Consider the following 12,366-nt stretch of genomic DNA (forward strand, 5'->3'; position numbering starts at 1 on the left):
CCGTGTTACCTCACAGCGGCAGGCGCTGGCCGCCGCCGAAGACGAGGGTTGCGCCGGCCATGACGGAGGGCGTGGTGCCCTCGGTGAAGGCGATGACCTCAACGACGCGGAGGAAGGAGTGGTCCACGTCCGCGTACTGGAGGTTGAAGTCCTTCTCGGCGCAGGTGCCGGCCGCGGTGACGGTGAGCACGACGTCCGCGTCGTCCATGTCCTTGAGCGGCACCCAGCCGTCCGTGCCGTTGGGGCTCGTCTGGACGGTGTAGCGGACGCTGGTGGCGGTGGGCGCGCCGGCGACTTCGCCGACGTTGGCCACCAGGACGCCCGACTGGTAGCGGCTGACGTCCAGGGCCGCGCCGTTTCGCGTGCCGGCGCCCTGGAGGTCCGGGGGCAGGGCCTGGTTGGCGGCGTGGATGAGGTGGCCGATTTGCGTGTTGGAAGGGTGCATGTGTGAGTACTCCGTGAGGGTGGAGGGAAACGGGCCGGCCGCGTGCTGGCGCCGGCCCGGAGCGCGTCAGTAGGTGACGCCCGTCTTCTCGGCGAAGGCCTCGGCGTGGCGCAGCAGCCAGTCCACCTGGGTGATGCCGCGCATCGTCACCATGTCCGAGGAGAAGTCCGCGCCGTCCTCGCCGACCTCCACCTCCAGCGGCACGGCCTCGCCGAGGATGAGCTGCTGCGCGAGGCCGAAGCCGATGACGCGGTCCTCGTTGAGGGTGGTGCTGCGGAAGACTGGCATGCCGTTGAGGCGCGGCTCCCGCAAGTCGCGCAGCTCCGGCCACACCCAGCCCGCCGTGTCGCGCTGCGCGCGCAAGTGGAAGTAGGTCTTCGGGCTCATGTAGTAGAAGCCCGAGTTGCCCTCCAGGCCGCCCGGCACCTCGGCGCTGTCCACCGCTTCCACCAGGCCGTCCACGTCGGCAATCTTGTTCTCCAACTCGGTGCCGGAGATTGGCGTGCGGTTGCCGTTCTTCATCTGCTGGCGCAGGCCGTTGGGCTTCTTCGGGCCCTTGCCCTTGATGCCCACCAGGTCCACCTCCAGGCTGATGGCGGCGGCCATGTCCTCGCCGGCGACGGCGGTGGCGTCCATGTTGCCCAGGCGCAGCAAGTCGTTGCTGATGGGCACGAGAGCCATCAGCTTGTGGGCGCCCAGGCTGATGGCGCCGTCGGTGGGGTTGGACTTCTGGGTGGGCTTGCCCTCGGCCGTCCAGTACACGGTGACGCCCTGGCCCAGGGTGCCCATGTTCAGCTTGGCGCCGTAATCGCCGATGGTGCGGGCGCCAGCGGCCAGGAGGATGGAGCGCGGGCGCAGGACCTCCACCAGCTCCGAGCTCCACGTCTCGCGAGCCCAGAGGCCACCCTGCTCGAAGACGCCGGCGAAGAGGCCCGCCGCCTTCACTCGCTCCATGAACTTCTTCAGCTCGCCCATGCCCTCGGCCTTGCCGTGCCGCTCGGCGCGGGCGAGGTAGGCGGACTTGAGGCGGTATCCGAGCGCCGCGGACAGGCGCTTCTCCTTCGGGATGTCGAGGAGCAGGTCCTTCGCGTTGCTGGTGACGGGGGCCTGGGGCGCATTGGGGCGGCTGGCGAGGGCGGACTCAACGCCCTTCACGACGGCGACATTCACCGCGCGCTGGAGGTGGGGCGGCAGGGCCGGGGCGGCGGCGGTGCCGGACTTCGGGGTGGGCTTGGTCTTCATGGTGACTCCAACGAAAAGGGTGGGGTGCTGCGGAAGGGGGCTCAGCGAGTCAGAAGGGGCGGCGCTCAGCCGGGCAGCAGCGCCACGTAGCCGCGCAAGTCGGCAGGGGAGAGAGCCTTGGCCTGGGCCGGGGTGAAGCCGAGGTGCTTCACCACCTGGGCGCGCAGGGACTTCGCCTCCTCTTCGGGAAGCTCCTCCTCGTCCTCCTGCTCGTCCTCGGCCGGGGGCTCCTCGTCGGACTTCGGCTCCTCCTCCGGGGTGTTCTCGGAGAGGGCCTGCTCGTCCTCCTCGCCGCCGTTGCGCTCCTCCTCCTCGGGGGACGCCTCGGCGCCGTCGCGCTCCTCGTCCTCGGGGGCTTCGCGCTCTTCCTCTTCGGGCTCGACCTCGGGCTGCTCCGGCTCTTCCTCCTCGAGGCCGTTCTCCTCCTCGTCGGGGAGCAGCTTGTGCAGCTTCTTCACCTCGGCCTTCAACTCGGCCAGCTCGCCCTCCACCTTCGCGCGGAAGGCCAGCCCGGCGGCGCGGTACTTCTTCTCCTCGTCCTCGTCCACCGCCTCCGCGGAGCGCAGGCGCACCGCGTCCTGGTTCCCGGCGATGTTCACGATGGAGACTTCCAGCACCTCGACCAACGGGAAGTCGTAGCCGCCGTCCTTGTTCGGCACCGGCTCCGTCTCGCAGGGGACGAAGCGGATGGAGCACTGGTCCAGCGTTCCGGCCTTCACCTTGGCCGCCACCATCTTCGAGGTGTCGCAGGCCTCGTCGAAGGCGGGCGCCATCACCCACTCGCCGGCCTCACGGAAGCACCGCGCGTAGCCGATGGCCGGGCTCCAGCTGTCGTGGTTCCATAGCAGCGGGACGCGGAACTCTTCGCCCTTCGCCTTGATGGCGAGCACCCGGTCCTTGTGCCTGTCCAGGTTGGTGGAGGTGATGCGGAACACCGGGCCGGCAGCGCCTTCGGTGGGCTTCGACTCCAACAGCTTGCGGTAGCTTTTCATGCCCTGGAGAAGGGGCGGCTACACGCGTCCCTCCTCGCCCGTCCTGTCCCTGGGCGGCTCCGGGGTAGCGTTGGCGGATGCGCTCGCGGCGTTGTTTCCGCCGCCGCCTTGGCCCGGCAGCGGCGCGGGCCGCTTGCCCTCCAACTCCGGCAGTGCCTCGTAGCCGGCGAACTCGCGCACCTCGTTGAAGGTGAAGGACTCCATGATGGGCGTCGTCATCGCCCTGAACACCCGCTCGAACTCCTGGGGCCGCGGGTCCTCGTAGTCGAGAATCACGTCCGCATCGATGAGCGGAACCAGGCGGTGTTGGAACCAGTCCCGCAGGAACTCCAGCCGTGGCGCCACCGCGTACTCGGCCAGGTGGTACTTGGCCGCCTCGGACGTGGAGCGGTTGCTGCTGGTGGTGTCGCCGAGCAACTCCGGTGGCACGTTGAATACGTGCCGCACGTAGGAGCGCAGGGACTTCCCCAACTCGTCCGCCTGCAACTCGCGGTAGTTGATGGCCACCTCCGCCATCGTCACCCCGCCCGGTGTGAACCACACCTTGCCCGCGTTCTCGGGCCCGCCGAACTCCTGCTTGAAGCGCTTCTCCAGGTTGGTGGCGGCTTCGTCCCTCTCGAAGTCCTCGTCCTTCGAGTCCAGGCCGACGATGACGTGCGGCAGACCGCCACGCTCGAACGTGGACTTCGTCGCCTTGCCGATGGCCTCCATGGTGTCGAGCTCGTCCCCGAGGGAGGTGCCGCGCCCAACGCCGCGGCCGAGGGGATTCTCCGGGTCGAGGTGCTTGGGCCACAGCATGGAGGAGGCGGGCACGTACCCGGAGAACTGGCCGTAGGAGAGTGCGAAGTGGGGGCGGCCGGGCTGGGGCGTCATGTGGACGCAATGCGGGGGCACCGGCTCCCAGCCCACGGGCCGCCCGTCCTGGCCCAAGCGCAACCACATGAACGTCTCGCCCACCAGGTCCAGGTGAACCTGGAGCAGCTTGCGCAGCTCGCGGCCGGGGTACTCGGGATGCGGTGATTCCAGCACGCGCAGCACCTCGTGCTCGGGCAGCTCCACCAGCTCGCCGTCCTGGGTGGCTTCCTCCAGGGCCTTGCGCCGTACGTCGCGCACGCCGGACGTCCAGCGTTTGTCGTAGTGCTTCACGCCCTCGAAGCTCACGCGCTTGTAGGCCCGCCACTGGGGCGTCGCGACGGCGTCGGCTACCGTGTCGACGACGGCGCGCAGCCATCCGTTTTCGCGGTAGGCGATGAGTACCTCCCGGCTGCCCCGGCGCGGACCGAACGAGAAGACGGGGATGGCATGGACGAGGGGGCCCCGGGTGGTGGGCAGCATGCCCAGGGCTTTCATCACGCGGCGGAGGAGAGAGGCCATGGCCCCGAGAAGGGGCGGCTACTCGTCGTCGTCGTCATCCTCTTGCGCCGCCCCGGCCTGGGCACGCTCGGCCGCGCCCGCGTTCTTTCGGCGCTTCACGACGTACTTGTAGATTGGCCAGCACATGGCATCCACGCGGTCGTCGCGCGCGTGGCCGCCCTCGGCGCCGGTGAACTTGCCCAACTGCTCCTCGAGCTTCTTGTGCCTGCCCACCATGTGGACGTAGCCCGACTCTGCGTAGGCCGAGACGGGCGATGCCCGCGTTGCCTTTGACTGCTTCGCCCGTGCTGTCTTCACGGGCACGTCCGCGATGCTGTGGATGGTGTGCTTCACCATGGGCCCGCCGGTGTTTGTCTCGGCGAAAATCCATGAGCGCTTCGCGAAGGGCTCCCATGCACGAAGGGCGTTGACGGCCTCCTTGGCCCACTTGCTGGGCTCGGGACTGCGCATGGAGAGGTCGGCGAGCACGTAGACGTGGTCCAGGCCGTCACTCTCCTGCCGGATACCCACCACGACGATGCCGTGCATGTCGGCCCCCTTCTTTTCGCCCGTGGCCGGGTCCACCGACACGACGATGAGGTCGAACTCCTTCGGGCGCTTCTTCGGGTGGATGAACGACTTGGTCCAGTCCACCCCGCCGAACATCGCCGGGTCCAAGTCGAACTCCAGCTCGCCGCCGTACTCGCGTCGCCCCGCGGTGCTGTGCGCCACTGCCCGCGCCTGGCGGATGTATGCCTCGCCCAGCACCACGGCGTTCTCCATGGTGCTGGAGCGGGAGATGACGAGGCCCTCCCGGTCCTTGAGGATTTCGCGGAAGAGCTCGGTGGGCGCGGGCGTGGTGGTGATGACCTTGCGCGGTGAGAGGCCCAGCTTGCGCATTCGCGTGGACATGCCGCGCGCCACGCGGCCGCACTCCGTGAAGACGGCCACCGGGTCATTGCGCCACGCAACCACCTCGTCCAACCACTCGAAGGTGTAGCCGTAGCCGCGGAACTTGTCGGCGTCCGACGCCGACAGGTAGTCGGCGACCACTCCGCCGGGGAAGACGAGCTGCTTCTTGCTCTTCCGATGCTCGGGACGGAACCACGGCGGCGCCAGCTTGAGGATGCCGGACGGCCCCTCAATCTGGTTCTTCACAATTTCGGTGACGGTCGGCCCGACGATGAGGATGCGCGCCTCGGGGTCCGCCCGAGCCTCACGGACGACGGCCGCCGCACCTGCGTGCGTCTTCCCAGCACCGCGTCCCCCGAGGAGGAACCAGGTGCGCCAGCGGGCGTACTTCTCCTCCAGCATGTCCGGCGGGAGCTGCGCCGGCCGCAAGCTCAGGTCGGTGTAGTAGTGGAGCGCCACCAGCTCCTGCTGGGTGAGTCCCAGTGGCGCGGCCAGGCCCGTGACGGCGCCGTACCGGCGCTGAAGCGCGAGGGCCACGCGGTCCAGCATCGAGTGGCGACCGTGCGTCTCGGAGTTGATGATGGGCAGCCCGGCGAGCGGGTTGCTCTTCGCGGTGACGGAGGCCTTACGACTCATCGTCAGCCTCGGGCTCGGGGGGCGGCTCCTTCCGCTTCTCCTCGTCCGCCAGCCGCTTCTCCTCGTCCGCCAGGAAGAGGCGCACCTTCGCGAGCAGCGACGTCTCGGCCTCCTCGGGCTTCACCAACTCGAAGAGCCCGTCCGCCGCGGGCGCTGCCGGCGCCGTGCGCGGCAGGGTGTAGTGCTTCGGGTCGCTCAGCGACAGGCGCCAGCGGATGAACTTCTCCAGGAGCTGGCGGTTGGCGATGTTGGTGAGTACCAGCTCTTCGAGCGCGCGGCGGAAGTGTGCTGCGGCGCCCTCGTACTCCATGACGAACCAGGTGTAGAGGGACTCCTCGCCGGCGTCGATGTGCTCGCGCCCGCGGCGCAGCCACCCCTGCACCACGCCCTCATTCGTGCCCGCGAGGACAGCCGCGTCGCGGAGGAAGCGGCCGGCGGCGATGTGGCGGCAGAGAGCGAGGCCCAGCGGCTCCGTGAGGGTGCTCGCCGGGCCCCGCTGCTTGAGGGGCCGGTACGTCGCGAGCGGGTCCAGACCCAGCACCTCGGCCGGCTCGTCTTCGGGTTCGTAGTCTTTGTGCCGGGCCACGCCCCGTAGAAGGGGTGCCGACTACTCGGCGCCGAGCGCGAGCTTCCGCGCCTTCTCCACGAGCGCCACCAGGTGCGTCGCAGCGACCTCGTGCTCCGCCTCCGCGGTTCCCACCGAGGGGATGGAGGCCACTGCCCCTGAGACGGCGGGGATGACGGCGAGCAGGACGGCGAGCTGGCCGGCCCTGGAGTCGAGCTTCTCCTCCAGGTCCGCCACGGCCGCGCCCAACTCACTGGCGGCGGCATGCACCTGGCTCGTGTCGATGCTGGCCTCGATGCTGACATGGGCGATGGGGGCCTTGCCGTCGAGGCCGAGAGCAGCCCTCGCCTGGCGCGTCAGTTCGTCAATCCCTCCTCGACGCACGGCCGCGTTCGCGACCATCTCGCTCAGGTAGGCGGTGCGCGACGAGCCGACGGCGAAGAGCGCTAGTCCGCTGCCCTGTGCCTGGGCGCAGAAGTCGGCGGGGCCGCGCAGGTGGTCCGCGAGGGACTGGAGCGCGGGGCAGGACTCGGTGCGCGCCTCGGCCGTCCTCGGCTCCGGAGCCTTGATGAGCGCCCACATCGCGGCGTCGCGCAGGCCGTCACTGTGCGCCCGGTGGGCGCGCTGCTCGCGCGCATGGCGAACATCGTCCTCCGTGAGGAAGGCAGTCCGGCCGAGGAGCGACTTCCGCCCGGTGAGGCGAAGGCCATTGGGAAGCGCCTCCCCGCGGATGAACTCCTGGCCGCGCAACTCCACCTCGGCGCGCTGGAGAAGGGGAGAGACGGACTGCGACTCAGACTCGGGGGTGGTGTTGGTCATGCCCCCTCAGAAGGGGCGCCAGCGGCCCACCATGCGACGTGAGCGCGCCAACGCCCGAGCGCCCTCGCGAATAGTGAACGCGCGCCAGCGGCCCGCCAGGAACCCGAGGGGTCCAAAAAAATGGGGGGTCGTCTAGGAGTTTCCGGGGAAATTCCTGGGAAATTCGTGTGCCTGGATTGGTGCGCGCCGAGCAATCACGTTTTGGGCCCAACTCCCCAGTTTCCCACCCCGGGGTACCCGTACCTGAGTCCAGTCGCACTGTAATGACGTGGTGTGTGCCTGTGTGGCGTGATGCGTGCCAGACACAGTCGAGGAGCGGGGACCACGGCACATGGGCATCATGCTCCGGCCACCCTATGACTGGCTGCGTCGCACTGACCCAAGAGGGGGACTGCTGATGGCAAACCGTGGCTGTGTCGTGGTCATCGATGACAGCGCTGACTTTCGGGATGTGCTCTGCGAGGTGCTGGCCGCAGAGGGGTATTTGGTCCACGTCGCCGGTGATGGGCAGGAGGGATTCGAGCTCGTGTCGTCACTGCGGACGCCCTGTCTGATTCTGCTCGATTTGGCCATGCCGACCGCGGATGGCTTTGAATTCCTGTCCCTTCTTCGGGCGGCCCCCCGCCTCTTGGGTTTGCCGGTCCTGGTGCTGACGGCGATGCACCACGTACCGCGTCCTGACGGGATAGTCGGCATGATGCTCAAGCCGGCAGACCTCGACACGATACTTGCCGGGATTGCCGAGCACTGCCCTCGTCCCGGGCTCGCGGCCGCCCACTGAGTCACGCCCCTTCTCGCGGGCATGACCGTCCTGCTCGCCGTCGTCGCCCTCGTCCTCACCGTGGTGCTCTTCGTCGTCTGCCGCCGCCTCCAGGCCGCCGCGTGGGCTCGCCTCGCGATGCACGAGGCGTTGGTTGATGCGCAGGAGGATGCGCAGGCGTGCAAGGCCGCCCAGACGGATGCGGCCGTCGAGCGCGCCAACGTGGAGCACGCGCTCCGCATCCTGTGGCGCCGCCTCGAAGTCGTGACGCCAGCGGACGGGGCGGCGGGGGCGTTTCTCCGGGCTGCCTTCCCGACGCTGCCGCCACCGCCCGGTCCTCGCGTCTTGGAGTCGCTGTCCGGGGGCAAGCATGACCATGCGGAACCGTTGAGCGCAGTCACCTGCCCGAAGTGCGAGGACCCGACCTGCGTGGCCCGGGGAAAGTGCGACGACTTCTGGGGAGCGGACGCGCCATGAGGGTGAAGCGTGCTCCCCGGTGTCGCCTGTGCGGACGCCCGCTGGGGTGTGGCTGCCCGCGGCTCCCTTTCGTCGGCACCCCTTCTGACGGGGCATGACCTCCCCGCCCCCCCAGCCCGAACCCCATCGACCTCTGTCCTCCACCACCACGTTGACGTTGTCGCTCACCGGCAGCTTCGTCATCGCCGCCTTCAGCGCAGGTGTCACCTACGGCGTGGTGACGCGCCTCTCCCAGGACGTGCTGGAGCTGCGCGCGAACCAGCAGGCCCAGGGCAAGTCCCTGCATGCCACAGAGCTGCGGCAGGAGCGCATGGACGGGGTGGTCACCGGCATCCGCTCCGACCTCTCCGAGATGAAGGGGCTGCTGCTGCGCCTGAACGAGGAGCCGCGCCCCGCTGTGTTCCGGCCGCGCCCATGAGCCTTTCACCCGTAGCACCACTGAAGGAGTGCCCCATGTCGCACGCACCTGCCCAGTCGAAGCCGTCCGCCCCTGCCTACTCGCCCGCGCCGGAGCTCGTGGCCGCCGCGGAGCGAGCCCTCGCCACCGCAAACCCCGCGCACCTCGACACGGCCGAGCGCATGTACCTGTCGTATGGCGCCGTGACGGACGGGCGCTCGGCGGTGACGGGGGCCCTGTTACCGCCGTTCCGCGAGTGCTCCGTGCTGGTGCGTGCCGGCTGGCTCGCCGCCGCGCGCGTCTTCCCGTCCATCGCGGCTGCTTACGAGTCCTGAGCGCCGCTTCTCCCGGGGGCAACCCTTCGCCCTCGGGAGTCAGCATGTCCATGTCGCAGCGAGCCCGGTTTCTCTCCACCGTCCTGTCTCAAATGCACGCGCCCTACCGGTGGGGCGGGAAGGGGGAGCGCGACCCTTCCACGGGGCAGCGCGTCTTCGACTGCTCCGGCTTGGTGACGTGGGCCCTGCGCGAGGTCGGCGGGCCCGACTGGCGCGCGACGCACCACACGGGCCGCCTCTGGACGGAGTGCGCTCGCCTGAGACTGGGCGACCTGGTGCTTCCTGGCGACCTGGTGCTCTACCACCGGCTGGGCGAGCCGACGAAGCCGGAGCATGTGATGGTGGTGGTGGGCTTCGGAGTCGGCGTCGTGGTGGGCGCCTCCGGCGGCGGCAGCGCGACGCGCACCCTGGCCGACGCAGCTCGCGACGACGCCCGCGTGAAGGCCTTCAGCAGCCTCGACTACCGGGCCCGGCGCATGGACGGCGTCTTCCGCCTGCCCTTCACTTCGTGAGGTGAGCGCCTCTTCTCCTGGGGGCTGTCAACTCGCAGTCCCCCAGGAGCACCCATGAAGCACCGCAAGACCCTTTGCCTCTCCGCCGCCCTCGGCGTCCTCCTCGCGGCACCTGTGGCGCTGGCCCAGGCCACCGGGGCCGCGGCGGGCGGCATCCTCGACACCATCATCGCGTCCGTGTTCACGCCGACCGGGATTCTCACGGTCCTGGGCGCCATCGTCGCGGGCGTCGGATTCATCTTCGGCAAGGATTGGCTCGACGAGCGGCGCAAGCGACGCATCGCCCTGGCCGCGCACCACGCCTTCAACATCGTGGAGGACTGGTCGGCCGAGAACCCGGGCAACACGACCCTGTCGAAGGCGGCCCGCGGACTCCAGGCGGTGGACGAGTGGATGCGCGCCAACGGTTGGCGCCCGCTCAAGCCGCACGAGCAGGCGGTGGTGCAGCTGTCCTTCAGCGCCATCCACGGCGAGCAGAAGGCCGCACTGAAGGCGTCGCAGGCCAGGGACGCGGATGCCCTGGCCGTGGCGCACACCATCACCAGCTCGGGCCTGGGCGGGGTGCTCCCGGTCCCTTCGACGCCCCGCGGGTAGCAGTGTCCGCGGGGCTCTCCCGTGTCCTCTCCGATGTGCCGGTGAGGAGCGGCTACCTGGAGGCCCAGGCCGGCGTGTCCTCGCTCTCCGGCGCCTACGCGCGCCTGGAAGCGGGGGCTCGGCTCCGGTCGGACCTCGGGCTATTCGCCTTCGGTGAGGCCAACGCACGTGAGCGGATGGCCGGCATCGGGGCCCGTTACACGTTCGGCTGGTGAAGTGCCACGGCCCGCCCCAGGCGACTGGAGCGGGCCGTGTTGCGTCAGCGCGGCATTCGCCGTGCAGGGTTCGGGGGAGTCCGCGACTACAGCCGCACCGCGAGGATGCGCCAGCCTTTCACATCAACCGCATAGGTGGCACCCACGTCCAGGATGGGGGCCGTGGCGATGTCGCATGCATCCGGGTTCGGGATGATGCTGACGAGCACGACGCCATCTGAGGCGGGTGCCGTTACGACCTCGTAGGACTCGCGGCGGTTGAGGCACTCGTAGAGCGGCGTGGCGTCGCTGGGCAGCTTCCGGTCCCAGGGCAGGAAGTCGTCCATGGCGAGCTGGATGGCGCGAAGGGTGGTGCCGCTGATGACCTGTCGCCCCTCGGTCGGAAACGCGAGCGGGACTTCGACGGTCGCAGCCTCTTCCGGTGGGGCGTGGACTGGGCGTGGGGGCTTCTGGAACAGGGCGCATGCCGGGAGCATGCAGAGAAGGGGCAACAGAACGCGCTTCATGGGGCCTCCGTGCGGGCCACGATTCCGGATGTGCATCGACACGCTCATCCCTCAGTCATCCACCGCGGTGACGACCCCGAGGCGCTTGTCCTCTTCCTTGATGATGCCTACCAGCTTCCATCGCTTGCGTTGTCGGAGATAGACCTCGCCAGGTTGCTCGCTGCCGAGATTCGGCACGAATTTGGTGATGGTGCAGGTGCGGTCGAACTGGATGCGGATGCTCCAGATTTGCGTCGCTTTCAGTCGGTCCGTCTCCGACATCGGCGAGGGGGACCATGGGTGGCTGTGGAAGTCCCCGAGCACAATCGCCCGGCCCCTGGCGTCGACGACGTAGCGCGGAGGGATGCACTTCTTCAGCTTCGCGGGGCCAACGGGCACGGGCTTGCCCAACGGTGAGGCCGCGCTGGCGTAGTAGACGCCGTCTCCGAGTGAGTAGATGGCGCCGCAGTACTCCTGCCCGTAGTCGCCATCCGTCGCGTTCTCTAGCTTCATGACGGCTGGGCAGAGCTGGTCGATGACCTCGTCTACGTCGGACGACGGGGTGACGGCTTTCCAGGGCCCACGGACGTAGACATGGGGGCCTGAGCGCCAATAGTCCCGCGTACCGCTCGGCTCAGGGGCACCGGCACAGCCGATAGCCACGCTGAGCGCCGCGATGCGTCCCAACCGCACTGCTGACATGGACCCCTCCTGCTCGAACTCAGGAATTGGAGTCCATATAGGACAAACGCAAAGTCATGACAATCTTGTTTTCCTGCTTTGCGGTTGCGGTGCCCAGCGGGTGTGGTGGCGGCAGGCGAGAAGCCGCGCCTGGTGTCTGCCTCCACCACGACACTTCAGCCGTCGTGCGTGCCCAGCTCGCAGATGTACCGGCGCCCCATGAGCATCAGCGGACCGCCACAGGTGCAGCGCTCCCCGGGAGGGATGACGCGCGGGGCAGGGGCGGGGGCTTCGGGCTCGCCGCGAAGCTGGCGCAGGGAGCGGGCGTAGTCGTCCCTCACGCGCTTGCGGCGGAGCTGCTCGGCAGTCTGTGCGGGCGGAATGTCTCGACGCATGCCCAGAGAAAAGGGGCGCGCGTCAGGCGGGCGGCACGAGGAAGCCCTGCAGCACGTGCTCGCGCTGCTCGTCTTGGTGGGCGAGGGCGTCCCGGGCCGTGGGCAGCCAGGCGCCGCACGTGGCGCACCAGGAGACGCGGCAGCCGCCGGCCAGCACCAGGGCAGCCACCTCGGGGTAGAGGACGAGCATGTCCAGGGCGCCGCTCCGGTGCGCGCGGGGGATGCCCGCGCGGACGAGCTGCGCGACGAGTGCCTCCAGGCGGGCCCATGCAGCATGGGAGACGTGCAGTCCCTCAAGGCGGACGGTGCTTCCGGCGGCGGCCTTGCGGCGCTCCGGGCGCGTCTTCCTCTTGTCGTGGGTGGGCACGGCGTCCTTCTACCTGCCGCGCGCGCTGCGTCCAGGTTCCGGTTTCGGCGCCTCGAATGAGGGCGCGGAACACGAACCGCCGCGCGCGCATGCGCTATGGGCCGCCCCTTCTATTGGCTGTCGGAAGAGGACGGGCCCGGCCGGTGCGAACGGCCGAGCCCGCGAGTGCCAGGGACACCGGGAA

General features: G+C 69.4%; 18 protein-coding genes. 7 read left to right on the forward strand and 11 right to left on the reverse strand.

Features of this window, described 5'->3' with window-relative positions; genetic code table 11:
• Nucleotides 1-10: 10 nt before the first annotated feature.
• From OZ403_RS10540 to OZ403_RS10570, 7 genes are all read right to left on the reverse strand, one after another.
• Nucleotides 11-445: a hypothetical protein gene (locus OZ403_RS10540; protein ID WP_268784091.1), complete on the reverse strand. Its 435-nt coding sequence runs from the start codon at nt 443-445 to the stop codon at nt 11-13.
• 66 nt (nt 446-511) lie between these two features.
• Nucleotides 512-1,687, reverse strand: coding sequence for a phage major capsid protein (locus tag OZ403_RS10545; protein WP_268784092.1), 1,176 nt, complete (start codon nt 1,685-1,687; stop codon nt 512-514).
• A gap of 65 nt (nt 1,688-1,752) precedes the next feature.
• Nucleotides 1,753-2,679, reverse strand: coding sequence for an HK97 family phage prohead protease (locus OZ403_RS10550; protein ID WP_268784093.1), 927 nt, complete (start codon nt 2,677-2,679; stop codon nt 1,753-1,755).
• Nucleotides 2,680-2,697: 18 nt separating this feature from the next.
• A complete protein-coding gene (locus OZ403_RS10555) occupies nt 2,698-4,053 on the reverse strand; it encodes a phage portal protein (RefSeq protein WP_268784094.1) in 1,356 nt (451 codons plus the stop codon).
• A gap of 18 nt (nt 4,054-4,071) precedes the next feature.
• Entirely contained in the window at nt 4,072-5,580 is a 1,509-nt protein-coding gene (locus tag OZ403_RS10560) for a terminase large subunit domain-containing protein (RefSeq protein ID WP_268784095.1), read from the reverse strand.
• On the reverse strand, nt 5,570-6,166 hold the full coding sequence (locus OZ403_RS10565) for a hypothetical protein (protein ID WP_268784096.1): 597 nt from the start codon (nt 6,164-6,166) through the stop codon (nt 5,570-5,572). The genes OZ403_RS10560 and OZ403_RS10565 overlap by 11 nt, the downstream gene beginning before the upstream one ends.
• A gap of 21 nt (nt 6,167-6,187) precedes the next feature.
• The gene (locus OZ403_RS10570) at nt 6,188-6,964 is read right to left on the reverse strand and encodes a hypothetical protein (RefSeq protein WP_268784097.1); all 777 of its coding nucleotides are present in this window, start codon (nt 6,962-6,964) and stop codon (nt 6,188-6,190) included.
• Between the two features lie 331 nt (nt 6,965-7,295).
• Between OZ403_RS10570 and OZ403_RS10575 the strand changes: the two genes are divergently transcribed.
• From OZ403_RS10575 to OZ403_RS10605, 7 genes are all read left to right on the forward strand, one after another.
• Complete coding sequence (locus tag OZ403_RS10575) at nt 7,296-7,745, forward strand: response regulator (RefSeq protein WP_268784098.1); 450 nt, start codon at nt 7,296-7,298, stop codon at nt 7,743-7,745.
• Nucleotides 7,746-7,766: 21 nt separating this feature from the next.
• Nucleotides 7,767-8,201, forward strand: coding sequence for a hypothetical protein (locus OZ403_RS10580; RefSeq protein WP_268784099.1), 435 nt, complete (start codon nt 7,767-7,769; stop codon nt 8,199-8,201).
• A 94-nt stretch (nt 8,202-8,295) separates the two neighbouring features.
• Complete coding sequence (locus OZ403_RS10585) at nt 8,296-8,619, forward strand: hypothetical protein (protein WP_268784100.1); 324 nt, start codon at nt 8,296-8,298, stop codon at nt 8,617-8,619.
• Between the two features lie 35 nt (nt 8,620-8,654).
• Nucleotides 8,655-8,933: a hypothetical protein gene (locus tag OZ403_RS10590; RefSeq protein WP_140862466.1), complete on the forward strand. Its 279-nt coding sequence runs from the start codon at nt 8,655-8,657 to the stop codon at nt 8,931-8,933.
• A 44-nt stretch (nt 8,934-8,977) separates the two neighbouring features.
• Nucleotides 8,978-9,445, forward strand: a complete 468-nt coding sequence (locus OZ403_RS10595; protein ID WP_268784101.1) for an NlpC/P60 family protein — start codon at nt 8,978-8,980, stop codon at nt 9,443-9,445.
• Nucleotides 9,446-9,499: 54 nt separating this feature from the next.
• Nucleotides 9,500-10,039 carry a hypothetical protein gene (locus tag OZ403_RS10600; RefSeq protein ID WP_268784102.1) on the forward strand — a complete coding sequence of 180 codons (540 nt, stop codon included), beginning with the start codon at nt 9,500-9,502 and terminating at the stop codon, nt 10,037-10,039.
• 2 nt (nt 10,040-10,041) lie between these two features.
• Entirely contained in the window at nt 10,042-10,254 is a 213-nt protein-coding gene (locus OZ403_RS10605; protein WP_268784103.1) for a hypothetical protein, read from the forward strand.
• An 86-nt stretch (nt 10,255-10,340) separates the two neighbouring features.
• Here the strand turns inward: OZ403_RS10605 and OZ403_RS10610 are convergent, their stop codons facing one another.
• The 4 genes from OZ403_RS10610 to OZ403_RS10625 form a co-directional block, all read right to left on the reverse strand.
• Nucleotides 10,341-10,760 carry a hypothetical protein gene (locus tag OZ403_RS10610; protein WP_140862471.1) on the reverse strand — a complete coding sequence of 140 codons (420 nt, stop codon included), beginning with the start codon at nt 10,758-10,760 and terminating at the stop codon, nt 10,341-10,343.
• Nucleotides 10,761-10,811: 51 nt separating this feature from the next.
• A complete protein-coding gene (locus tag OZ403_RS10615) occupies nt 10,812-11,441 on the reverse strand; it encodes a hypothetical protein (protein ID WP_268784104.1) in 630 nt (209 codons plus the stop codon).
• 155 nt (nt 11,442-11,596) lie between these two features.
• Complete coding sequence (locus OZ403_RS10620) at nt 11,597-11,815, reverse strand: hypothetical protein (RefSeq protein WP_268784105.1); 219 nt, start codon at nt 11,813-11,815, stop codon at nt 11,597-11,599.
• A gap of 22 nt (nt 11,816-11,837) precedes the next feature.
• Nucleotides 11,838-12,182: a hypothetical protein gene (locus OZ403_RS10625; RefSeq protein WP_268784106.1), complete on the reverse strand. Its 345-nt coding sequence runs from the start codon at nt 12,180-12,182 to the stop codon at nt 11,838-11,840.
• Between the last annotated feature and the right edge of the window lie 184 nt (nt 12,183-12,366).

It is taken from the genome of Myxococcus sp. NMCA1 (assembly GCF_026810205.1).
Taxonomy (GTDB): domain Bacteria; phylum Myxococcota; class Myxococcia; order Myxococcales; family Myxococcaceae; genus Myxococcus; species Myxococcus xanthus_A.

Coding starts and splice junctions, on each gene's coding strand:
- OZ403_RS10545 (WP_268784092.1), bottom strand. CDS start 1,687: ATGAAGACCAAGCCCACCCCGAAGTCCGGCACCGCCGCCGCCCCGGCC.
- OZ403_RS10610 (WP_140862471.1), bottom strand. CDS start 10,760: ATGAAGCGCGTTCTGTTGCCCCTTCTCTGCATGCTCCCGGCATGCGCC.
- OZ403_RS10600 (WP_268784102.1), top strand. CDS start 9,500: ATGAAGCACCGCAAGACCCTTTGCCTCTCCGCCGCCCTCGGCGTCCTC.
- OZ403_RS10580 (WP_268784099.1), top strand. CDS start 7,767: ATGACCGTCCTGCTCGCCGTCGTCGCCCTCGTCCTCACCGTGGTGCTC.
- OZ403_RS10555 (WP_268784094.1), bottom strand. CDS start 4,053: ATGGCCTCTCTCCTCCGCCGCGTGATGAAAGCCCTGGGCATGCTGCCC.
- OZ403_RS10550 (WP_268784093.1), bottom strand. CDS start 2,679: ATGAAAAGCTACCGCAAGCTGTTGGAGTCGAAGCCCACCGAAGGCGCT.
- OZ403_RS10620 (WP_268784105.1), bottom strand. CDS start 11,815: ATGCGTCGAGACATTCCGCCCGCACAGACTGCCGAGCAGCTCCGCCGC.
- OZ403_RS10540 (WP_268784091.1), bottom strand. CDS start 445: ATGCACCCTTCCAACACGCAAATCGGCCACCTCATCCACGCCGCCAAC.
- OZ403_RS10560 (WP_268784095.1), bottom strand. CDS start 5,580: ATGAGTCGTAAGGCCTCCGTCACCGCGAAGAGCAACCCGCTCGCCGGG.
- OZ403_RS10585 (WP_268784100.1), top strand. CDS start 8,296: ATGACCTCCCCGCCCCCCCAGCCCGAACCCCATCGACCTCTGTCCTCC.
- OZ403_RS10575 (WP_268784098.1), top strand. CDS start 7,296: ATGGGCATCATGCTCCGGCCACCCTATGACTGGCTGCGTCGCACTGAC.
- OZ403_RS10590 (WP_140862466.1), top strand. CDS start 8,655: ATGTCGCACGCACCTGCCCAGTCGAAGCCGTCCGCCCCTGCCTACTCG.
- OZ403_RS10595 (WP_268784101.1), top strand. CDS start 8,978: ATGTCCATGTCGCAGCGAGCCCGGTTTCTCTCCACCGTCCTGTCTCAA.
- OZ403_RS10570 (WP_268784097.1), bottom strand. CDS start 6,964: ATGACCAACACCACCCCCGAGTCTGAGTCGCAGTCCGTCTCTCCCCTT.
- OZ403_RS10615 (WP_268784104.1), bottom strand. CDS start 11,441: ATGTCAGCAGTGCGGTTGGGACGCATCGCGGCGCTCAGCGTGGCTATC.